General features: G+C 65.9%; 20 protein-coding genes and 1 pseudogene. 15 read left to right on the top strand and 6 right to left on the bottom strand.

Translation table 11 applies throughout. The annotated features are described in order from the left end of the window. Positions 1-507 (top strand): ABC transporter permease (locus M9914_13780; protein ID MCO5175244.1); only part of this gene is annotated, 507 nt, incomplete at its 5' end. A gap of 50 nt (positions 508-557) precedes the next feature. Continuing rightward, positions 558-1,829, top strand: coding sequence for a hypothetical protein (locus M9914_13775; protein MCO5175243.1), 1,272 nt, complete (start codon positions 558-560; stop codon positions 1,827-1,829). A 95-nt stretch (positions 1,830-1,924) separates the two neighbouring features. Here M9914_13775 and M9914_13770 read toward each other — a convergent pair whose 3' ends face one another. After that, positions 1,925-2,659 (bottom strand): SIMPL domain-containing protein, encoded by a 735-nt coding sequence (locus M9914_13770; protein MCO5175242.1) that lies wholly within the window; start codon positions 2,657-2,659, stop codon positions 1,925-1,927. 209 nt (positions 2,660-2,868) lie between these two features. On the opposite strand from M9914_13770, the gene M9914_13765 reads away from it, so the two are divergent. Continuing rightward, a complete protein-coding gene (locus M9914_13765) occupies positions 2,869-4,263 on the top strand; it encodes an MATE family efflux transporter (protein MCO5175241.1) in 1,395 nt (464 codons plus the stop codon). Between the two features lie 30 nt (positions 4,264-4,293). Here M9914_13765 and M9914_13760 read toward each other — a convergent pair whose 3' ends face one another. After that, positions 4,294-5,061 (bottom strand): TerC family protein, encoded by a 768-nt coding sequence (locus M9914_13760; GenBank protein ID MCO5175240.1) that lies wholly within the window; start codon positions 5,059-5,061, stop codon positions 4,294-4,296. Between the two features lie 115 nt (positions 5,062-5,176). On the opposite strand from M9914_13760, the gene M9914_13755 reads away from it, so the two are divergent. The 7 genes from M9914_13755 to M9914_13725 all read left to right on the top strand — a co-directional run bounded on the left by M9914_13755 (position 5,177) and on the right by M9914_13725 (position 12,692). Then, positions 5,177-5,962 (top strand): GntR family transcriptional regulator, encoded by a 786-nt coding sequence (locus M9914_13755; GenBank protein MCO5175239.1) that lies wholly within the window; start codon positions 5,177-5,179, stop codon positions 5,960-5,962. Positions 5,963-6,169: 207 nt separating this feature from the next. Continuing rightward, positions 6,170-7,594, top strand: coding sequence for an ABC transporter substrate-binding protein (locus M9914_13750; GenBank protein ID MCO5175238.1), 1,425 nt, complete (start codon positions 6,170-6,172; stop codon positions 7,592-7,594). 6 nt (positions 7,595-7,600) lie between these two features. Next, a complete protein-coding gene (locus tag M9914_13745) occupies positions 7,601-8,563 on the top strand; it encodes an ABC transporter permease (protein MCO5175237.1) in 963 nt (320 codons plus the stop codon). Beyond that, on the top strand, positions 8,560-9,441 hold the full coding sequence (locus M9914_13740; GenBank protein MCO5175236.1) for an ABC transporter permease: 882 nt from the start codon (positions 8,560-8,562) through the stop codon (positions 9,439-9,441). Before M9914_13745 ends, M9914_13740 begins: the two co-directional genes overlap by 4 nt. A gap of 24 nt (positions 9,442-9,465) precedes the next feature. Continuing rightward, positions 9,466-10,524 carry a dipeptidase gene (locus M9914_13735; GenBank protein MCO5175235.1) on the top strand — a complete coding sequence of 353 codons (1,059 nt, stop codon included), beginning with the start codon at positions 9,466-9,468 and terminating at the stop codon, positions 10,522-10,524. Then, a complete protein-coding gene (locus M9914_13730) occupies positions 10,521-11,384 on the top strand; it encodes an N-formylglutamate amidohydrolase (protein ID MCO5175234.1) in 864 nt (287 codons plus the stop codon). The genes M9914_13735 and M9914_13730 overlap by 4 nt, the downstream gene beginning before the upstream one ends. A 126-nt stretch (positions 11,385-11,510) precedes the next feature. Then, positions 11,511-12,692 (top strand): GGDEF domain-containing protein, encoded by a 1,182-nt coding sequence (locus M9914_13725; GenBank protein MCO5175233.1) that lies wholly within the window; start codon positions 11,511-11,513, stop codon positions 12,690-12,692. A gap of 35 nt (positions 12,693-12,727) precedes the next feature. On the opposite strand, the gene M9914_13720 is transcribed toward M9914_13725, so the two are convergent. From M9914_13720 to M9914_13710, 3 genes are read right to left on the bottom strand one after another with little or no spacing between them, the layout of a single operon-like run. Continuing rightward, the gene (locus M9914_13720) at positions 12,728-14,413 is read right to left on the bottom strand and encodes an FAD-dependent oxidoreductase (GenBank protein MCO5175232.1); all 1,686 of its coding nucleotides are present in this window, start codon (positions 14,411-14,413) and stop codon (positions 12,728-12,730) included. Between the two features lie 6 nt (positions 14,414-14,419). Next, positions 14,420-15,385, bottom strand: coding sequence for a helix-turn-helix domain-containing protein (locus M9914_13715; protein MCO5175231.1), 966 nt, complete (start codon positions 15,383-15,385; stop codon positions 14,420-14,422). Next, positions 15,382-16,218 carry an HAD-IIA family hydrolase gene (locus tag M9914_13710; protein ID MCO5175230.1) on the bottom strand — a complete coding sequence of 279 codons (837 nt, stop codon included), beginning with the start codon at positions 16,216-16,218 and terminating at the stop codon, positions 15,382-15,384. The genes M9914_13715 and M9914_13710 overlap by 4 nt, the downstream gene beginning before the upstream one ends. A gap of 259 nt (positions 16,219-16,477) precedes the next feature. On the opposite strand from M9914_13710, the gene M9914_13705 reads away from it, so the two are divergent. The 5 genes from M9914_13705 (at position 16,478) to M9914_13685 (ending at position 21,485) form a co-directional block, all read left to right on the top strand. Then, the gene (locus M9914_13705) at positions 16,478-17,404 is read left to right on the top strand and encodes an ABC transporter permease (GenBank protein MCO5175229.1); all 927 of its coding nucleotides are present in this window, start codon (positions 16,478-16,480) and stop codon (positions 17,402-17,404) included. Next, positions 17,394-18,305 carry an ABC transporter permease gene (locus M9914_13700; protein ID MCO5175228.1) on the top strand — a complete coding sequence of 304 codons (912 nt, stop codon included), beginning with the start codon at positions 17,394-17,396 and terminating at the stop codon, positions 18,303-18,305. Before M9914_13705 ends, M9914_13700 begins: the two co-directional genes overlap by 11 nt. A 75-nt stretch (positions 18,306-18,380) precedes the next feature. After that, complete coding sequence (locus tag M9914_13695; protein ID MCO5175227.1) at positions 18,381-19,922, top strand: ABC transporter substrate-binding protein; 1,542 nt, start codon at positions 18,381-18,383, stop codon at positions 19,920-19,922. A 64-nt stretch (positions 19,923-19,986) separates the two neighbouring features. After that, positions 19,987-20,730, top strand: a complete 744-nt coding sequence (locus M9914_13690; GenBank protein MCO5175226.1) for a glycerophosphodiester phosphodiesterase family protein — start codon at positions 19,987-19,989, stop codon at positions 20,728-20,730. Positions 20,731-20,774: 44 nt separating this feature from the next. Then, the gene (locus M9914_13685) at positions 20,775-21,485 is read left to right on the top strand and encodes a phosphoribosyltransferase (GenBank protein ID MCO5175225.1); all 711 of its coding nucleotides are present in this window, start codon (positions 20,775-20,777) and stop codon (positions 21,483-21,485) included. 120 nt (positions 21,486-21,605) lie between these two features. Here the strand turns inward: M9914_13685 and M9914_13680 are convergent. Further along, positions 21,606-22,112, bottom strand: a pseudogene (locus M9914_13680) (IS30 family transposase). Positions 22,113-22,246 lie beyond the last annotated feature (134 nt).

The raw sequence follows: 22,246 nt of genomic DNA, 5'->3' as shown, positions 1-22,246 counted from the left end.
ATGGCGCTCGTCGATCTCATGCTGGCCTTCCCCCTCATAGTGCTTGCGCTTGCGCTCGTGGCCACCCTCGGCCCGAGCATGCGAAACGTCATACTCGCGCTTGTCGTCACGGGTTGGATGGTCTACGCCAGGGTGGTGAGGGCGGTAGTGTTGCGCCTCAAGGAGCAGCCGTTCGTGCACGCCGCTCGGGCCCTCGGCGCCAGCGACGCTGCGATCATCGCGCGCCACCTGTTCCCCAACGCGCTCACTGTCATCCTGGTACTCCTGCCCATCGAGATCGCCAGGATGATCATCACGGAAGCATCGCTGTCGTTCCTCGGACTTGGCGTACCGCCACCCACGCCGAGCTGGGGGAGGATGCTGGCCGAGAACCGCTTGTACCTCACGATCGACTACTGGGTGGCCGTCTTCCCTGGCCTCGCCATCACCATCGCGGTCCTCGGAGTCACCTTCCTCGGCGACGGTCTCCGGGACAGGCTGGACCCGCGTCTGAGGCACCTCCTGTGAGTGCCCCGAGCGACTGGGGTTTCATCGCGGACGACCTGACCGGGGCCGCGTTGGTCGGCGGCAAGCTGGCCAACGCGGGTTTGAGAGTAGTGGTCGAGACGAGCGCGGACGGTGCGCTCGATCTCGTCGGGTCTCGAGGTCACGAGGGGAAGATCGTGGGAATCTGCACGGACACGCGGAACGCCGCCCCTGAGGTCGCGCGCGCCGGCGTGGAGCGCGCCGCTGCCGCGCTCGCCGCGCTCGGCCGGCGGCGCGTGTTCAAGTTCGTCGACTCGTCGCTTCGCGGCCAAGTAGGGGTAGAGCTGGCCGCGGTCGCGGACACCCTTGGAGCGCGCGACGGCTTGGTGGTGCCGGGCACGCCGTCGGCCGGGCGCAGCGTTTCCGGCGGCGTCGTGCTGATCGAGGGTCGGCCGGCTCGGCTGTCGCCTCTACTCGAGAACGAGGTACTTGCGCGGTTGTCGAGCAGCCGCGTCGAGAGCCTCTTCTCGGTGCCCGGGGTCGCGGTCGCCCGTTCGGTACCGGTGGAGGAGTGGCGCGAAGACGCGTTCTGGGTGACGGCGGGCCTCAGGCCTGCCGCCGCCGACGGCCCCGAGGCGTTGAGCGTCCAGGTGTTGGACGCTCCCGACGCGGCTGCCTTCCAGACGGTTCGCCGCCTCCTCGAAGCGACGCCGCGCGGCCGCCGGCTCGACCTGCTCTGCGGCGCCGTGGGGCTGGCGGAGGTGTGGGCTGGGCTGCTGGCGAGGAAGCCGGGAGGAGGGATCACTGCCCCAAGCGAATGTGCGGGTAGTGAGACCCGCGACCGAGAGTACACACATGGCCTGCCCGTCCTCGTCGTCAACGGCAGCGCTTCGCCTGCAGCCCTCCAGCAGGTCGACTACCTGGCGCGGCGCGGCGTCGGCCTGACCGGGTGGCCGGCAGAAGTCGGCGAAACTTCTGTCGTGACCGCCCAGTCGGTTGAGGTGCTCCTAGCGAACCTGCGCGAAAGCGGTTCCGCTGCGTTCACCGTGCCCTCGCCGACCACCGGCCGCGTCGATGTCGCCACCGCGCGGCGCCTCCCCGGTCAGATCGCCGAGGTGGTGCGACAGCTGTTAACGTCCCTCGCCGTAGAGGGTGGTAGATGCGGATTGGTGCTGGTAGGGGGGATGACGGCTGCGGCCGTCCTCGACCGGACTGGCGTGAGTAGGCTGGTCCCGCTCTGCGAGGCTGGGTTCGTGACGCTATGTCGCATCGAACCAACGACGGGACCGATAGGGTTCGTGGCCCTGAAGGGTGGGGCATCGGGGGATGAGGCGGTGTTGGAGAGGGTCGTGAGAAGGTTATAGGCCTCGGCTTGAAGGGTCGTCAGCCGTCGCTGATGGCAAGCTCGGCAGCTGAGGCAATCGGTTTACGCGGAGGAAAGCAACGTGGCTTTCGCCCTTCAATCGATCGCGAAGGTCACCTGCACTTGCACCGTTACCGCCAACTGGCCGGTCTCGACGCTGCTCATGGCGCTCATAGCGTCGCGCGCCTGTGCTACCGCGCCGAAACCCGAGTAGGCGGGGGCGGAGCCCAGCTCGCTGATGGCGATGGGGGCGCCGAGGTCAACGGCGCCCAAGGTCGCCAGCTCGGTGGCCTTGGCGCGGGCGTCGGTCATCGCCAGCTCGCGCGCGGCGCTGGCCAGTGCGGAGGGGTCGGCCACCGACATCTGGATGCCGCCCACCTCGTTCGCGCCGGCGTCGACCGCCGCCGAGATCACGTCGCCCACCTTGGTTATGTCGCGTACCGTCACCTGGTAGGCATGGCGTACCTGGAAGCGCACCTCGCCGGGGTTGCCGTCGCGGTCGTATACCTGCTCGCGCCAGACGTAGAAGCCCGTGGTACGCACGTCTGGTGACTGCACCCCCGAGGCCACGACGGCTTGCTGGATGGCCGCCAGCACGGTGTCGGCCTCGTCGAGGGCTTGGCGCACGTCAGCCGCGGTGGCTACGAAGCCCAGTTCGACTGTGGCCACGTCCGGTTCGCCGTAAACGGTGCCGCTGCCCGTGACCGTGATGCCGGTGCCTGCCGCCTGGGCCGCGGCGGGTGCGCCTAGGAAGGTGAAGGTCAGGACGGCCGCGGCAAGCAGGGCCGCCATACGTAGGGTCGATAGGTTGGAGTGGGCATGGGTGTTCATAGGTGTCACGCTCCTCGCCGCATGTTCGCTGCGCTCGGCGTGAGTTCGGCACGGCTTGGGTGAGTTCGGTTCACGCTCCGTTCACGACAGCGGGACGCTCGGCGGGCGCATGCCCGGAGGCTGCCTCACCCGCGGGACGAGGCCGGTTCCGGAAGTCGGGCCGACCGGGATCGGCCGCTGCCGTTCTACTCGAACGATAGGATTGCGCCGTGCCCCGAGCGACGAGGATTCCCCGCGAACCCTCGCCGCGCCACGAGGCCGCCGCAGACCCCCTCTTCCCTAGCATCGGGCGACTGCTCGGTTTCGCGGTGCCCGTGACCCTCGCCGGCGTGTCCGTGCCGCTCATGGGCCTGCTCGATATCGCGGTTCTGGGGCGGCTGGGCGACCCGGCCATCATCGCCGGGGTCGGGGTGGCGGGCACGGTCCTCACCGCCGTGCTGTGGTGCTTCAGCTTCCTGCGTTTCACCACCACTGGCCTGGTGGCTCAGGCCGTCGGGCGCGACGACCGGCAAGGCGTCGCGCTGCAGGGCCTTCGGCCCATGGTCGCCGCGATGGCGGGCGGCATCGCGCTGTGGCTGCTGCAAGGGCCGATCCTCTCGCTCGGTCTGACGCTGATCGCGCCGGAGCCGGAGGTGGCGGCCTTCAGCCGCGCCTACTTCGAGGTGCGCGTCTGGGGTGCGCCTCTCACCCTGACGATCACGACCATGTCCGCCTGGTTCATGGGCCAGGGCGCCGGCCGCACCGTCATGCTCGTGCAGTTCTTCCTCAACGGCCTCAACGCCGTGCTCACCCTGGTGTTGGTCCTCGGTCTGGGTCGGGGCGTGGTCGGGGCCGCCGGCGCGACGGTGCTGGCCGAGCTGGCCACCGTCATCATGGTGGTGGTGCTGGCCTTGCGGCGCCTGCCGCTATCGCTGTGGCGTCAGCCCTGGAGTCTGGTCTTCGAGCGCCGCGCCTGGCGGCAGCTGTTCGCGGCCAACGCCGACATCGTGGTGCGCACGTTGCTGCTCACGATCTGCATCGCGCTCATCACCGAACGCGGAGCCCGGTTCGGCACCCTAACCCTAGCCGCCAACCAGGTGTTGCTGCAGACCTTCCTGCTGGTGGCCAACCTGCTCGATGGGGTGGCCATCGCGGCGGAGGTCTTCGTCGGTCGGGCCGTGGGTGCGGCCAACGCGCCGGCGCTGCGTCATGTGGTCGGCCGCAGCGCCGTGCTCGCCCTGGCGTGGGGCGGGCTCATCGCCCTACTCGTAGCGCCCGCCGCCGGCTTCTACCTCCCGCTCATGACGGTCAGCCCCGAGCTGGTGGAGGAGGCCAGGCGCTACTGGCCCTGGATGGCGCTGCTGCCGCTCGTCAGCGTCTGGGCCTTCCTGGCCGACGGCATCTTCTTCGGCTCCTTGCGCACCTGGGTACTGCGCAACGCCATGATCGTAGCGGCGCTGCTCTACGTCGCCGCGCTCCTAGGGCTTGGCGCGGCGCTGGGCAACCACGGCCTATGGTTGTCGCTCGGCATCCTGATGGCGGCAAGGACGATCGCCGCCGCCTTGGCTTGGCCCACCCTGGTGCGCGAGGTGGCCGGGCGCGTCGCGAACCCTCGGCTGGGGTAGCACGGTTCGCGGCGTCGAGCGGCCGGGCGCTCAGGCCGGCGTATCGGTATCGGCCCGCGGCCCGCGCTCGTAGAGCGTCACCGGCTCACGCACGGCGCGGGCTCGTAGGTTGAAGAGCTCGACCATGACGCTGAAGCCCATGGCGAAGTAGACGTACCCCTTCGGCACGTGCTGGCCCAGGCCTTCCGCCACCAGCGTGGTGCCGATGAGGAGCAGGAACGAGAGCGCCAGCATCTTCACGGTCGGGTGGCGCTCCACGAAGCCGGCCACCGCGTTGACCGACAGCATCATCACGCCCACCGCTATGACCACGGCCGCGATCATGATCGCCAGGTGGTCGGCCATGCCGACGGCCGTGATCACGGAGTCGAGCGAGAACACGACGTCCAGCAGCGCGATCTGCGTGATGACCCCGGCGAAGGTGGCCACCGCTGGAGCGGCCGCGCCGTGGTGCGCCGGCCGCGGGCCTTCCAGGCGTTCGTGGATCTCCTGAGTGGCTTTGAAGATCAGGAACACGCCCCCGAGCAGGAACACGAGGTCGCGGCCGGTTATCTCCATGCCGAACAGCGAGAAGAGGGGTGCCGTCAGGCGAGACAGGAGGCTGATGGAGAAGAGCAGGGCGATGCGCGTCAGCATGGCCAAGGCCAAGCCGAACACGCGGGCGCGCTCCCGCTGCTCCGCCGGCAGCTTGCCGGCCAGGATGGAGATGAAGACGATGTTGTCGATCCCGAGGACGATCTCGAGGACGGTGAGGGAGGCGAGCGCCACCCAAGCGGCCGGACTGGTTAGCCATTCCACGCAAGTGATTGTGGCGGAAGCGGGGCGGGGGTGCAAGGGGTGAGGGAGGCTGCGGTCGGAACCGTGACGGGCTGACCCGCGGACGTCTTGACAACTCCTCTGACCCGTCTCTACATTGTCTATACATTTAGACTTTAAGGAGGTAGGCATTAGCGACACCAGCAAACTCAACCGCGATGTCCCGATCCCGCTCTACTTCCAGCTTGAGCAGCGATTGCGCGAGCGCATCGAGGGAGGGAGCCTGCGGCCAGGCGACCTACTGCCTACCGAGAACGAGCTGCAGGAGGCGTTTGGCGTCAGCCGCGGCACGGCCAGGAAGGCCCTCGAAAGCCTGTCCCGCGCGGGGCTCATACGGCGGGAGCGGGCAATCGGCAGCGTAGTAGCTCAGCCCAAGGTGCAGGAGCCCTTCACGAGCCTGAACTCTTACGTCCTGGCCCTCCTTGATCAGGGCAGAGAGGTGAAGACCCGTTTCCTGCCCGTAGACGATGGTCCTGTCTCGTCCGAAGCCTTGACCGCCTTGCGCCTGGAGCCGCCGGGCCGCGTTCACCGCCTGGCGCGCGTCATCTATCTGGACGGCGAGCCGATGAACTACGCGATATCGGTCCTGAAGGCAGACGCGGTGCCTGACTTCCGGCTTGACAGCCTGCGGGAGACGGGACCGGATCAGTCGCTGTACCGGGCGCTGCGGGTGATCTACGGGAAGGTGTTGGACTCTGCGAGCATCAGGGTTGCTCCGCACCTGGTCTCCCAGAAGGACGCCCAAGCCCTTGGCGTGAAGCCAGGTACGCCGGCGATCCGCCGTACCCGCGTGGTCTTCGATGAGGCCGGGCAGCCTTTCATCTACGAGGTCTCGGTCTTCTGTCACGAGTTCGAGATCCTGAGCCACCGTCGTGACCCCTAGACCAACACTGGGCCCAACAACGTCGACGGGACCCATAGGAGGTAAGAGATGAAGATCCGGCTTCGCGCGTTTCTATTGGTGCTTCTCGTATTGGGAGGTGTTTCGGCCGGCTCGGCTCAGAAGACGCTAGTCTTCGGCGTCACGAGCGCCCCGCGGACCTTCAACCCATGGGTCACGAACGACTCGGCGTCCTGGACCGCGATGGACATGATGTACAGCGGACTCTCGCGCCTGAACGCGGAGGGGTCGCCGTCTCCGGACCTGGCGGAGAGCTGGGAAGTCAGCAGCGACGGCCTCGAATACGTGTTCCATCTCGACGCCGACGCGCGGTGGCACGATGGTGAGCCGGTCACGGCCGAGGACGTCAAGTTCACTTTCGAGGCTCTCCTTCACCCCGCCACGAACAGCGTATGGGCCAGCAGGTACACGTTGATCGCGGGTGCCAAGGCTTATCGGGCTGGAACCGCACAGACGGTCGAAGGCGTCGAAGTGGTCGACGAGCACACGGTCCGCATCACGCTCGAAGCGCCCCTCGCACCTTTCCTCTCCTACGTGAGCCTCCAGACCCCGATCATGCCAAGCCACCTCCTGGGTGGCGTGGCGCCCGCCGACTTCGAGGGCAACGCCTTCTTCGACGCGCCGGTCGGCAGCGGGCCCTACAAGTTCGTGCGTTACGAGTCCGGGCAGTTCGTAGAGTACGACGCTTTCGAGGGCTTCCATCTCGGCGATCCCGGCTTCGGAAAGCTCTTCCTCCGCATCGGGACTACGGACACGCTTCTCGTCCAGTTGCAACGCGGTGAGGTGCAGGTTGCACCCCTGAACCCTCACGAGGTCGAGCTGGTCGCGACCATGCCTGGTGTCGAGGTCCTCTCGTACCCGACGTCCATCGTCCAGGCCATCAACATCAACCTGACGCGCGCGCCGCTGCAGGACGTGCGGGTTCGCCAGGCGATCGCCTACGCTATCGACCGCGAGAGGCTCGCGTCCATCGTGCTCGGCGAGTACGGCGATGTCGCGAGCTCACCGCTCATGGCTCCCGACTGGGTCCTTACCGACGACCTGACGGTGTACGAGTACGACCTGGACAAGGCCCGCTCGCTCCTCGCGGAAGCCGGCTGGGACGCCTCGACTCGTCTGACGCTGCGCTACCCCAGCGGGAATCGGCCTCGCGAGGCCGCCGCTGCTGTCATCCAGCAGGCGCTCGCGGCCGTCGGTATCCAGGTAGACCTCAACATCTCCGACTTCGCCACCCTCAACGCGGATGCCGCCGCCGGCAACTTCGACCTCCTGCTGCTCGGCAACCAGACTATCGGCGACCCCGACTACATCGCCAGCCAGTACACGTCTTACACGGCACCGCCGTCTGGCGTGAACTACATGCACTACGCCAACTCGCGCGTCGACGAACTGCTCGAGGCGGGCCGGACGACGACCGACCAGGCCGAACGTTACGGCCTCTATAGCGAGTTCCAGCAGATCGTCACCGCTGAGCTTCCCAAGGTCTTCCTCTACGTCGATCCCGAGATCTACGCGGTCGCGACTGATCTAGAAGGCATCTCGCCCGCCAACGGTGTCGGGCTCCTCCGCAGCCTGTACTGGAACATCTTCGAATGGCGGCCGAAAGGGAACTAACGGTTCGTGAGCAGGCTAATCTTCAAGCGGCTCGTGATGTTGATCCCGCTCCTGTTCGGGGTGTCGCTGTTCGCCTTTCTGCTGATCTCGACGGCACCGGGCGATCCCGTCGCCGCCCTGATCAACCCGGTCGACTCGAGCATCGACGTGACGGCGCTTGAAGCGCGCAGACAAGCCCTTGGCCTGAGAGACTCCCTACCCGTCAGGTACGCCCGATGGGTAGGGCAACTCCTCACCGGCAACCTCGGCCGCTCTTACGCGACGGGCAGGCCCGTGCTTGCCGAGATGCTGAACCGGGTTGGAGCGACCACCCAACTGGCGTTCACGGCGGTCGCGGTCGGGCTGGCGATCGGGGTGCTCGCAGGCGCCGCTTCCGCGCTTAGACGCGGCACCTGGCTCGACACCCTGATCACCTTGGCAGGCTTCCTGGTGGTAGCCACACCGCCGTTCTTCCTGGGGCTCGCGCTGATCTTCCTGCTGTCTTTGCAGTTGAACCTCTTCCCGACGGGAGGCATGCTGACTCTGGGCTCGGGTGGCGGGCTAGGGGACCGGTTGAGCCATCTCGTGATGCCTGCGATCGTCCTCGCTCTGCCGTTCATCACCGAAGTCACCCGCTACACGCGTGGCGGGCTCATAGACGTACTGAAGCAGGACTTCATTCGCACGGCCCGTGGCAAGGGTCTACGTCCTCGACGCGTGGTTCTCGTGCACGCGTTGCGCAACGCCCTCATGCCCCTGGTAACGATCACGGCGTTGGCCCTGCCGACGCTGCTCGGCGGCGCGATAATCACCGAGACGGTGTTCCAGTGGCCCGGGCTCGGAACCCTGACCATCGACGCGGTGCACCAGCGCGATTACCCGATCATCCTAGCCGTGACTCTCTTCTCCGCGCTGACGGTGATAGCGGCCAACCTGCTGGCCGACATCGCGTACTCGGTGGTAGACCCACGGGTCAGGTATGAACCGTGAGCGCTTCCGTGAGGAGCGCGCGGCTCGCGAGGCCGGCGGGCGTCGTGGGGCAGCTCCGTCAGTTCCTGCGGTACCCCCCTACGGCCATAAGCCTGGCGCTGCTCGCGACGGTTATCGCGATCGCCGTCTTCGCCACGGACGTCGCACCCCACGACCCCTTCGCGATAGGCCTCGCCACCCCCCGCAGCATGCCAACCGGTGCCAACCCCCTTGGCGTCGATTCGATCGGCCGCGATGTCCTCAGCCGGCTGATCTTCGGCGCGAGAGCCTCCCTGCTGGTCGGGTTCGGCGCGGTCGCGATCCAGGCCGTCTTGGGCATCGCTGCCGGCGTGACAGCAGGTTACTTCCGAGGTCCCGTCGACGCGGTACTTATGCGGGTCGCGGACGTCATCCTCTCCTTCCCGCTCTTCGTGGTCGTGGTCGCCGCCGTCGCCATCGTGGGGCCCAGCATCACCAATGTGATCCTCGTGGTTGGCCTGCTAGGTTGGCCACGCATGGCGCGCATCGTCCGCTCCCAAGTGCTCTCGCTACGGAACGAGCTCTTCATCGAGGCGCTGGGCGCGTTGGGCGCCGGTCATCGACGCATCCTCTTCAATCACATCCTGCCCAACCTCATACCTACGGTCCTCATCACGGCGACCTTCGAGGTCGCGCGCGCGATCCTCTTGGAGGCCAGCCTCAGCTTCCTTGGCATGGGCGTGCAGCCACCTGTCCCCAGTTGGGGCAACATCCTAGCCGAGGCTCAGTCCCTTCTCGTCCTGCAGCGGATGCCATGGCTGTGGGTTCCCGCCGGCTTCGCCCTCATGGCGGTCATCCTCTCGGTCAACTTCGTAGGGGATGGCCTAAGAAACGCGCTCGATCCACGCCAACGCAGTTGAGCTCCTCGTAAGCAAAGGAACCGGATGCCCCAACGAGACGCAACGCCAGCCCAGCCACTCGCCGAAGCCAAGCGGCTCCACGAGCGGTTCATCACGATCGACGCGTGCGCGCCGATCCTTAACGACTTAGACAACGCCTACTTCTGGCTGGACGGGATGGCCACTTGCGGCTTCGCGACGCTGGCCCTGCCGGAGCACAGTCTCGCGGAGACCACACTGCGGATCGCGAAATGGTACCAGCAGGCCCGCAAGTACGAGACCACCGTCCTCCAGGTCCTCGATGTGAGCGATATCAGGAAGGCGAAGGCACAAGGCAAGCTCGGGGTCGTGCTTGCGTTCCAATCGACGAACGCCTTGGGAAACGACTGGGCGATGGTCGAGCTCTACCACCGCCTGGGGGTTCGGGCGATGCTGTTGGCCTACAACCAAGGTGAGGCGGGCGGTGACGGCTGCTTAGAACCACGGAACGGCGGTCTGACCCGGTTCGGTCGTCAGGTCATCGTCGAGATGAACCGCGTCGGCATGCTCGTTGACCTCTCGCACTGTGGGGTCCGAACCGCGCTCGAGGCTGCCGAGGCCTCGAGCGAACCCGTGGCGATAACCCACACGGGCGCTAAGGCCGTCTACGATCATCCCCGAACCGTTCCCGACGAGCTACTCATCGCCGTCGCGGCTCGCGGTGGCGTGATCGGCATCAACAGCCACCCGGCCTTCATCGACGGGACCTCGTCGCCGCCGCTCACCAGCGTCGTGGATCACCTCGACCATGTCGTCGAGCTAGTAGGGGTCCAGCATGTCGGGCTCGGTCTGGACTTCTCACAGCACCCCGATGCGAACGGCATGTCGTTGGCGCGTTACGCGAAGCTACTCGAGGAAGGGCTCTGGACGCCACAGACCCTGGTCTCCCCGCCCTGGTACTACCCCATCCCGAGCCCAGCGGAGATCCCGCTCCTGACCGTCGAACTCCTCGGGCGAGGCTACTCGGAATCCGACATCGACGCGATCCTGGGCGGCAACTTCATGCGCCTCCTGGAGGCCGTCTGGAAACCCGGCCACGCGACCCCTGCCATAGCCAAGACGTGACGCGAGCCGCGTTGGAGCGCGTCCTAGTGGTCGTTCCCCACTGCTCGGGCCACGTGCCGTACGACATCGCGACGGCCATGCTGGGGAAGGAACACCTGACGTCGGCGGACAGACGAGACCTCGAGAAACGGCATCTCCTCCAGTCCGACCCTTACACCGATCACATCTTCCATCTGCCGGGCGCCGTGCACCTGTACGCCACGGTCTCGCGCTTCGTCGTCGACCTCAACCGCGCGCCCCACGACCTCTCAGCGAACGGCGTGGTCAAGAGCAACGACTTCGACGGCAACCCGCTCTATCCGGCGGCCGCCGAGCCCGACCGGACCGAGCGGGAGCACCGCATCCGCCGTTACTGGGCCCCGTTCCACCGGCAGCTGGAGCAGCAGCTGGCCACGGCGTCGGTCGACCTGCTGGTAGATGCCCACTCGATGACACCCACCGGACCGGTCATCGGCCCGGATCACGGCCGCCCGCGGCCGGCGTTCACCCTCGGGAACCTGGGAAGTGAGGACGGAGGGTGCTTGCCCGATCCCGGCTGGGTGACCATCTCTCCTGCCATCGCCCGCGAGCTGGCCGCCAGGCTCGATGCGTACGCCGCGGACCTGTTGGAGGAGTGGCCGGTTGACTTGCGCAGAGTGACGCTCAATGCCCCGTTCGCCGGAGGGGGCACGCTGCGAACGTATTGCGACCCGCAGCGCGAGCACCGAGTGGCGGGCTTCGCAATCGAGATCAACCGTTCCCTCTACCTGGATTCCGCGGGAGAGCCTAAGTGGCGGGAGATCGAGCGGCTGAACCGGGTGATGCGAACACTCGTTGATGATGCGCTTAGGGCGGTGGAGGCTGCGAGGTCGGGGGGCTGAAGTTTGGGATCCCGGATCCCTCGACCTCGACATCGGACGAGGCATGCGATTCGATGCGCCCCGCCTATACTTCCCCCACGGAATGCAGACACCAACGACCTCACCCTCACCCACGGCGAGCGCGCCATGACACTCGACACCCGCACGGTGTTCGTCATGGGTGTCGGCTTCTTGGCGGTCACCACGATCACCTTGGGCCTGTTGATCCGCACCCTGCCGAAAGACACGCGGCGCAGCGCCCTCGTGGGCACCCTTGCCACCGCCACGCTTGGGCTCTCCTGGACGCTGGTCGCGCTCGAGGGCCTGGTGCCCGAACTGTGGTCGGTGTTGGGCGCCAACCTGCTGTACCTCATCGCCGCGGCGCTGGTGTATCAGAGCATCCGACTCCTGGACGGCGAGAAGGCGCATGCCGGCGTCTACGCGTACGTCGTCGCTCCCGCCATCGTGGCCATCTTGGTGGCGCGGTACGTGGTGGACGCGTATTCGGTGCGCGTGATCGTGATGTCGGTGGCGCTGGCGCTGCTGCTCGCACTGGCCTCGCGCCGGTTGTTCGCGGCGCCACGGGGCGCTCCGCACAACCCCGGTAGGCGAGCGGCCGCCTACTGGATGGCCACGTCCGCCGGGGTGCTGGCCACGAGGGTGGTAGTCACCGTGGTCCAGGGCGGCGCGCCGCCGTTGCTCGAGCAAGACGTTTTTCCTAGCTTGTCCGTCGCCGTCAGCGTGGTCATCGCACTCGGTGCCGTGTTCGCCTACTTCCTCGTCTTCAGCGGCCGCGTCACGGCGGAGCTGACGGTGCAGGCGCATCTAGACCCCCTCACGGAGCTGCTGAACCGCCGGGGCTTCGAGGAGCGCGCCAAGCAGGAGCTGAGTCGCGCGGCTCGCAGCGGTTCGCCCGTCAGCCTCCTGATGCTGGACGCCAACGAGTTCAAGAGCATCAACGACAACTGGGGCCACCAGGCGGGCGACAGCGCGCTGCGCGCCATCGCGAACGGCATCCTGGCGTGTGTCAGGTCGTACGATCTGGTCGCGCGTCTTGGCGGCGACGAGTTCGTTGTTCTACTGCCGGGCCTCGATGCGGAGTCCGCCACCGCCCTGGTGCCCCGTTTGAGGGAGTCCATCGCCAAGCAACCGACAGAGCACGGGGGTCGTCTGGACGTCAGCATCGGCCGGGCTAGCTTGGTGGCCGGGCGCGCGGGCGGCGCGCTAGTAGAGCCGTCTGGTGCGGACTCCGACGTGACGAAGACGTTGCAGCGACTACTTACTGCCGCGGATGGGGACCTTTACGGGGTGAAGCACACGCGGTTCTAGGCTCCTCGCGCACTACGCCCTTGATGGCGAGGCGATTAGCCCCTGACCGAGACGAGTAGCTCTTCGACCCGCCCCTTAGCTTGAGCTGCTGCAGCTTCGTTGAGGAACGACAACCGGATGCGACGACCCAGAACGTCGTCGGTCGTGAGCGCGAACTCCCTGGACGCCGCGTACAGCACTTCCGCCTCGATGTAGGGGTAGCCGACGACAAGGCGCTCACCGAAGCCGGCTTGGGCCAGTAGCGCCACCTGCCGAGCGCGGCTCCCGTAAGCCGAGTTGAGATGCGCAGCCTGATCTGGCGCGAGCCCGAACTCTCGTACCAGGAGCTCAGCGCCGCGTGCGTCGTAGTCCTCGCCACCAGCGAGCATGAGATGCTCGGTAGCTGACGCACGGCTTGGTGCCAGCCCACCGCGCCTCACCGCTGTGTCGATCGCGTCTTTGGCCATCCTGCGGTACGTGGTCCACTTGCCGCCGGTGATCGTCACGAGCCCTGCTTCGCTTACTACCACCGTGTGGTCGCGAGATATGCTCGCGGTTCCTGCAGCTCTTCCACGCGAATCGGAGGTACCGGAGCTTCCGTCCGCATTCGCGCGCCCAGCATGTCCGTGGTGACCCGCTCGCACCAGTGGTCTGAGCCCCGACCATGCTGCTAGGATGTCCGATCGCTCCACTGGAAACTCGAAGTAGTGCCGCAGGTGTCGAAGGATGTATTCGATGTCCTCTTCTGTCGGCCTGGGTGCTACGTCCACGGCCGCAGGGTGGTCGGTGGTGCCTACGAGGGTATGGCCCAGCCATGGCAGCAAGAACAGTACGCGACCATCCTCTGTCTTGGGTATCAGCAGACCCGTGTCGGGAGGACAGAGGTTGCCTGGTAAGACAACATGCGTGCCCGAGCTCACTTCGAGCATCGGCTCTACGCCCGCTTCGTCCATCCTGCGTACCGCGTCGACGAACGGACCAGCGGCATTGATCACGACTCGCGCCCGGATCTCGAAGGTGGAGGGCGGTTGGTCGCCATTAGTCGCCGCGTCGATCGGCCCCGGTCCCGGTCGCCGATCTGCGGCCACGACGCCAGCGACGACTCCGCGCTTCTTGATCAGAGCGAGAGCCTCGACGTAGTTGGCCACGACCGCGCCCTGCTCCTTGGCGGTGATGGCGAGAGCGATGTTCATGCGCGCGTCGTCGAACTGACCGTCGTGGTACTCGACGGCCCCGTGCAACGAGGCCGCCTTCAGGGACGGGAAGTAGTGCAGCGCCGCCTTGCGGTTCACCCACTTGCTCGGCTCCAGGTTGGATCGCCCCGCTAGGAGGTCGTAGAGCTTGAGCCCCGCTACGTAATAGGGAGCTTCCCAAGCGGCATAGAGCGGCGTCATGAGCCTCAACGACCGCGTAAGGTGTGGAGCGTTCCTGAGTAGGAGCCAGCGCTCCCTAAGGGCGTCCCTAACGAGGTCGAACTGCCCGCGGTCGAGGCGCTTGACAGCCTGCTCTAGGTACCGAACACCCCCATGAAGGAGCTTGGTGCTACGGCTGCTGGTGCCGACCGCGAAGTCTCCCCGCTCTACCAAGGCGACGGAAAGGCCGCGGGACGCGGCGTCGAGGGCCGCGCCGGCGCCCGTAGCTCCGCCGCCGATCACAAGTACGTCGAACTCCTCGGTGGCTAGGCGTCGCAAGCACGCTTCGCGTTCTGCGCCGGCGTTCGTGAGGGAGGCGAGAGGGGTCATCGCGCCTTACGAGTTCTTGACGAGGAGTTCGGCAGTCGGTTGATCGATGATCAGCGTGTTCAGGAAGCCGCCGCGCAGCGCTCCCAGGAGGCCCGGGAGCTTCTTCTCGCCCGCCACGAGGCAGATCGCGTGCTGGTGGTCGGCGAGCGTGGCCAGCTCGGGGCCGCTCGACCGGAGGTTCATCTCGATGTCCTTGTAGCTGCCATCTACGCGGAAGAAGACCGTGCCTATGTCGCCCACGACGCCTTGGTTGCGCAGAGCGATGAACTCGCGGTTCTCTACGTAACCGGCCCGATAGACGTAGGAGTCGGCGTCCGGTACCCCGATGCTGAAGAGCAGGATCTGGGCCGTCTCGGCGATGGTTCGTATGCGCCTGATTGAGCGCTCCCGGAACATCGCCTCCTTCGTGTTCGGGTCGTCGAAGTACGCCGGGATCGGGAGCAGGTGCGCAGCAGCCGTGTAGTTCTGGGCGAAGGTCGAGATGATCTCGGCAGCGAACTCGGTCCCGAGCCCGCTGTTGCCCGAGCCGTTCAATTGGACGATAGTGACCCCTGGTAGCGGCTTGGGGATCAGGCTCTTGGCTAGCAGCGAGATCGTCGCCCCCCATGCCAGTGAGATCGTGCTCCCCGCTTTGACGAGCCCGTTCAGGTAGTGCGCGGTGAACGCCGCAACGCTGCGCTGGCGCTCCTCGACGCGTTGGTCGGGTGGGCACGGCACGACCTTGACGTCGGCGAGGTGGAACATGTCCTCGAGTTTGGTCTCGATCGACAGCTGACGCTCGCGATGGTCGTTGATCCGGAACTCAACGAGGCCGCTCTCCTTCGCCCAGCTCAACAGGCGCGAAACGGTTGGCCGCGGGAGGCCGATCTGCTTGGCGATCTCCGTTGTAGTCAGGCCGAGGAGGTAGTACATCCGCGCGACACGCAGGGCGTCATCGAACGCCTCGTCGCCACCCGGGATGCGGCGCGTCATGAGGATGCGCCCTCCGCCCGCGCCATGAGGTGGTTGAGGAGGTCTTCCATGCCGCCCACCACGAGGTCAGGCGCCGCGTCGCTGTTAGGCGCATCGGTACCAGCCGCCTCGCCGGTGAGGGTGAGTATCGCCTGGAAGCCGTTCTCGTTGGCCATGCGGACGTCAGTGTAAAGGCGGTCGCCGACGAACGCGACGCGTTGGTCCGCGACGGATCCCAGGCGGGCCCGGATCTCTTCCGCCATCGATCGGCTCGGCTTGCCCAAGTTCACGGGCACCCGTCCCGAGGACGCCTCGAGCAGGGCGGCGAAGGCGCCGCAGTCCGGAAGCGGGCCATTCGGGCTAGGGCAAACCCGATCCGGATGGGTGGCGAAGTACGGAACGCCCGCCATCAGGAACGCGTTGGCCTCGGCGAGCTTCTCGTACGTCAGGCTCGTGTCGTAGGTGAGGAGCACGGCCTGTGGGTCGTTATTTTCGTGCGCCACGCCAGCCCGGCGGTACTCGGCCATCACTTCGTCCGTGCCAACGATGTACACGTTCGCCAGCCCACGCTGTAGCAAGTACGAGGCCGCTACCTCGTTGGAGGTCACGACCTGCTCGGGCGTGACCATGATGCCCATGGCGCCGAGCTTCTCCACGTAGTGCCTTACCGTGCGGCTGGAGTTGTTCGTCGCAAAGACGTGCGGTAGTCGGCTCGATCGCAGGTACCGCAGCAGCTCCACGACGCCCGGCAGGAGCCGATCCCCCAGATAGATGGTCCCGTCCAGATCGAACGCGAAGGCGTCCGCGAGCCGGGGCGACAGAGCTTCCGTTACATATGTGCTGTTGAGGTGCACAGGTGGCGAGAGTCTACACCCCTTCTTTCGGTAGGTCAATCCTGGCAGTTATTGGGGCAGCTTCAGCCCGCGGCACATTTGTGTTGCTTGACTTGACATGTGTGCTCGCCTCCCGTACCATGCCTGCACGCTGCAAGGACAGCCAGCCGGTGTGTGAGTACTTGGACCCCCCTGTATCTAGGTCGAGCGGCCTCCGCTTCGGAGTTCGCGAAGCGCACGGGTCGATGACGCGTCGGCCGGGCAGCAGAGGTAGGGCGAGGTGAACGCGGGCTCGTACCTGTGGGCAAGGCTCTTCCGGAGCCTGTTGACGCTGTTCGTGATCCTGCTCGTTGTCTTCCTGGCCACGCGCTTATCTGGCGATCCGACCCAGTGGCTCCTTGGCGACATGGCCACGCCCGAGCAGCAGGCGACCCTGCGGAGCGAGCTCGGCATCGACAAGCCGATCCCAGAGCAGTTCGTCAGGTACCTACGCCAGATCGTCAGGGGCGACTTCGGCACGAGCTATTTCGAGCATCGCGACGTACTGGTCGTGCTCGGTGAGCGCTTGCCTCCCACCGTCCAGCTGATGGCCCTCGCGATCGCTTTCGGCTTCGCCCTCGGCATCGCGATAGGCATCATCGCAGCCGTCAACCACAACAGCTGGATCGACCGATCTCTGATGATGGTGACGTTCTGGATGTACGCCGTGCCGAACTTCGTGCTGGCGATCGCCATGATCCTGCTCTTCAGCCTGTGGCTTCACTGGCTACCCAGTTCCAGCTACGGAACGTGGGCGCATGCCGTTATGCCTACCTTGGCGCTCGGCGCGAGCCACGCCGCGCTCGTGGCGAGGATCACTCGGAGTTCCATGCTCGACACGTTGGGTCAGGACTACGTGCGCACCGCCGCGTCGAAGGGTGTCGCGCGGCATCTGATCGTCCTCAAGCATTGTCTGCGCAACGCGCTCCTGCCTGTCGTCACCTTGGTAGGACTGGTGGCGGGTAGCCTCGTCGGCGGTTCCGTCGTCATCGAGACGGTCTTCGCATGGCCAGGTGCCGGCCGCCTGATCGTCAACGCCGTCTTGGTGCAGGACTACCCGGTCCTCCAAGTAGCCGTGCTGCTCGTCGCCGCGGTCGTCATAGTCACGAACTTCCTGGTTGACGCCGCCTACGCCCTTATCGACCCGAGGGTTCAGTATGAGCGATAGCGCCGTGAGGGACGGTGCCGGCGCGGCGACCGCGCAGGCTGCGCGGGACGACCGACTCGAGCGTCGACCCCGCCGCCGCAAGATCCCGTGGGTGATATGGATCTCGATCGGCCTTCTGGCCGTGGCGGTCCTTGTCGCGCTTCTGGCACCGCTGCTCGAACCGTATCGCCCCACCGCGCAAAGCCTGAGGGCTCGACTCGCTCCTCCTGCCGGTTTCGGCGGAAGCGTCGCGCATGTTCTCGGCACCGATCATCTTGGACGCGACATCCTGTCGAGGCTCATCGAGTCGCTCAGGATGACGCTGTTCATCGCGGCGATGGGAACGCTGATCGGCGCCGTGGTGGGCGTAGGTTTGGGCCTGCTCGCCGGCACGGCCGGCGGCTTCTTGGACAGCTTGATCATGTTCCTCGTCGACATCCAGTTGGCTGTCCCCTTCACGTTGGCCGCGCTCACCGTCATCGGTATCTTCGGCACCAGCATCGCCATCCTCATCCCCGTCATCGGCTTGGCGGGTTGGAGCCAGTACGCGCGTCTTACGAGGAGTCAGGTACTCAGCGTCAGGCAGACGCTGTACGTAGAGGCCGTCCAGGCTCTTGGCGGGTCGCAGCCGCGCGTCGCGCTACGCCACGTCCTTCCGAACGTAACGTCGCCGATTATCGTTCTGGTCACCTATACGTTCAGCCAGATCATGCTTCTCGAGTCCTCACTGTCGTTCCTAGGACTGGGCGTGCAACCGCCGCAGATGTCGCTTGGGATGATGGTCGGCGATGGTCGCAACTACCTGATCGGTAGCTGGTGGATAGCCATAGCCCCCGCCGTGGTACTGGTCGCCATAACCGTCGCGCTCGCTCTGTTCGGCGATTGGCTTCGCGACCGGCTCGACCCAAGGCTCGAGAGGTGATCGCCATGTGAGACGAGCCGCGGCGTCGTTAGGAGAACTTCCTCGCACCCTTTGTCGAGACCCCAGGAGGATCGCGTGAGTAGAGAATTCATAAAGTTTCCGAGGCGGCTGGCCGGCGCCTGCTTGCTGGTCGGCATGCTCGTTGGCTCCGCCGCCTTCGCCCAGACCAGGGACGTCCTGCGCGTGGGCCTAGGCGATATGCCGACGATGCTGGACCCCCAGGCCTACGCCAGCATCACCGGACTCCGTTTCTACACGAACGTCTTCGATGCTTTGATGAAGCTAGACCCGTTCACCTCGGAGATAGAGCCGGCCCTGGCCACCGACTGGCAGCGCCTTAGCGACACGACCCTCGAGCTCCACCTCCGCCAAGGCGTGCTGTTCCACGACGGCACCCCGTTCACTGCCGCGGACGTCAAGTTCAGCATCGACAGGGTGATCGGAGGCGGCTCGCTCTTCGCGAACGCCAGGGCCATGTTGAGCGTCATCGACCACGTGGAGATCGTGGACGACCTGACCGTGCGCGTGGTCACGGCGGCGCCCGACCCCGTCCTCGAGCTGCGCCTGGCGAACTTGTGGGGCGATTGGATCGTACCCAAGGCGTACGTCGAGGAGCATGGCGACGAGTACTTCCAGCGCAACCCCATCGGAACGGGGCCGTTCATGGTCACCCTCTTCGAACCCGACCGCGTCGAACTCACTGCGTTCGATGGATATTGGGGCGAGAAGCCGAACGTGCGCAAGGTCGAGTACCGCGGCATCCCGGAGGCGACCGCGCGCCTGACTGCGTTAGTCAACGACGAAGTAGACATCATGAGCCCGGTGGTATCCGATCAGATCGAAGCTCTCTCCACGTACTCCAACGTCACCGTCCAGTGCCACCCGCAGAACCTGGTACACCTACTGACCTACAACACCGCCAACCCACTCATGGCTGACCCGCTGCTGCGGCAAGGTATCAACCTGGCGATCGACCGCGACCTGATCATCGAAACACTGTGGGCTGGTCGTGCCTCCGCCACCCGCGGCTTCCAGTTCGAGGACTTCGGCGACATGTACCTCGAGGACGTCCCCTACACCGAGTACGACCCGGAGCGGGCGCGCGAACTCATCGAGGCCTCCGATTACGCGGGCGACACGCTCTACTACGACCTCGTTCCCGGCTACTACGAGAACGACCTGCAGGCCGCCGAGGCCATCGTCGAGATGCTGGCCGAGGTCGGCGTCAACGTGCAGATCCGCGCCACTACCAAGTTCTGGCAGAACCCTGACAGGGCGATACACCCATGGTCGTACGCCGAGCGGTTCCCCGATCCGGTCGCTGGACTGTGGTTGCTCTTCGGCGCCGACAGCAGCAGGCAAGCCAAGGGTCAGAACGACTGGATAGACGCAAGCCAAGAGTTCAACGCTACTGGCTACGCCCTCGCCGGCACCGTAGACCAGGCTACGAGGAATGCCCTATGGGCCGACCTGCATGCAATGTGGCTCACCGAGGCCCCTGGCACCACGCTGTGGCGTAGCGCCATCTGCACGGGCGTGAACAACCAGGTCAACTGGAACATCTACCCGACGCAGACCATGGACTTCGGTGCGGCGAACCTGAGCTTCAAGGACTAGGCCAGCTAGGAGGAAAGAGCGGGTGTCCACGACAACAACTTGTCGTGGACACCCGCCGATAGCGATGGAACGGCATCAGTTGTTGATAGCGCACCGGGGGTGGAGCACGCGCTTCCCTGAGAACTCGGTCCCCAGCATCGCCGCGGCGCTGAGCGCAGGCGCCGACGAGGTAGAGATCGACCTGAGGGTAAGCCGCGATGGTGGCGTCTTCCTGCTCCACGACGAAACTCTCGACCGGGTCACGGACCTGGAGGGACCTATAGGGAGCTTCGCCAGCAGCGAGCTTGAGCACTGCACGGTGAGGAACCTCGACGGCACGGGTTTGGTCGGTCTCGGCTTGCCGACCTTCCGGCAGGTTCACGACGTGTTCGGCGGCCTGATCACGTTCAACATCCACGTGAAGGAAGCCCCCGGTATCGACATAGCACTGGCAGAGATCCGTGACTGCCTGGGCGTCAAGAACACGAAGGACCACTACGTCGCGAGCGATGCGAAGACGCTGCGAGCGGCCCGTACCCTCATGCCTGGGGTCGGCCGGTGCCTCGTCAGCGACCGGACCGAAGCCATAGGACCGCTGCTGGATACGGCAACGTCCCTCGGGTGCGAACGGGTTCAGTTCTTCGTCGGCAACTGCGCGCCAGCCGATGTCGCGGCGGCCAAGGCTCGCGGTCTCGTGACCAATTACTACTTCGCCGATAGCGTCGCCGAAGCCGGCGAGTTGCAGCACTGGGGCATAGACGCGGTGTTGACCAACGACATCGGGCCGTTGGCGGTGGCCCGTCGGGATCAGGCGGTCGAACCCACCTGAGGCGGTCGCGCCAGCCTTGGGCTGGCGGGTACGATGCCGACCGGATGACCCGGAGAGCCCACTTCACCGAGCCGACCACCGACTACTGGCAGCGTTTCGTCCGCGAGGACGAGCTGCCGGATGCCGCGCGCCCCGGCGACGGCCCGTGGCAGTACGGTTACCCGGTGAGGCTCCCCGACGGGCGCTTCCTGGTGCTGCCGATAAGGCAGCTTAGGGCGGACCCGTCGCTGGCCGTCGCCTCGCTCATAAGCAACCAGGCGTCGCTCGAAGTGGTCGATGCACTGGGCGTGATGCTCGCTCGGCTCCTGGAGCCGTATGCGCCGGAGGTGGTCATCGGCATGCCGACGCTCGGGTTGGCCTTCGCCCCGGTGGTCGCCAGGGAACTGGGCCTCGAGCGGATGGTGCCGCTGAGCTACTCGCGGAAGTACTGGTACGACGAGGCGCTGTCGGCGAAGGTGCAGTCGATCACGGCTCCGGACGACTCCAAGCGCGTTTACCTCGATCCGAACCTGGTGCCGCTCCTACGTGGCCGTCGGGTCGTGCTGGTCGATGATGCCGTCAGCAGCGGCGCTACCCTCGACGCGCCATGGCGGCTTGTCGAGTCGCTCGGTGTCGAGGTCTTGGCCTGTGGCGTGGTGATGCGGCAGAGCGATCGCTGGGTGGCCACCCTCGGGCCTGAGCGGGCGGCGAAGGTGGTTGGGGTGTTCGATACGCCGTTGTTGACGGCTGTGGCGGGTGGGTGGGTAATACGGTGACGGGACACTGCGGACCGACCCCGTCCAGATCTTGAGGGGCTTCCATAGCCAAGACGGCCGAATCCTGTGAGCTGGGATTATCGTTTTAGTCAAGCGTGAACGAGTTATATCTGGCTGGTCTCAATCGGTCATCGCAACGGTGGCAGCATATGCCTCTGAAGGTGATCTCCAGTCAAGGGTCTTGCGGGGGCGACGGTTGAGGCTGACTTCTACCTCTTGTAATCGGGTTTCGCTGATGTTGCTGAAGTCGATGCCGTGCGGGAAGTGCTGGCGTAGGAGGCCGTTGGTGTACTCGTTACTGCCCCTCTGCCAGGGGCCGTGCGGGTCGCAGAAGTAGACTTGCACGCCGGTATCAACGGTGAAAAGTCAGCGTGGTAGCTCATCTCCTTGCCCTGGTCCCAGGTGAGTGAGCGCCTAAGCGCTTCGGGTAGCTCGGTGATGCGCGCTGCTAGCGCAGTCACGAACGTGCGCCGCCGTGCGGCTGTGCCGCAGGTGCAACAGCATCAGGTAGCGCGTCTTGCGCTCGACCAGCGTGCCGATGGCGCCCTTGCCCTCCTTGCCGATGATCAAGTCGCCCTCCCAGTGGCCGGGCACAGCACGGTCTTCGGTCTCGGCGGGGCACTCGCTACATGGGATCCGAGAGCGTAGGAAGGGCTAGTTGATTTGGGAACCGTCGTTATGGTGAGCGGACCCCGTTCGCCGGTCCACTACTGGTGAGGGGTTCCTGTCTCGACTCTATCAGTCAGGGCTTCCAGCGCTTC

The organism is Trueperaceae bacterium, from assembly GCA_023954415.1.
Taxonomy (GTDB): Bacteria; Deinococcota; Deinococci; order Deinococcales; family Trueperaceae; genus JAAYYF01.
This window is presented reverse-complemented; position numbering and strand designations above follow the sequence as displayed.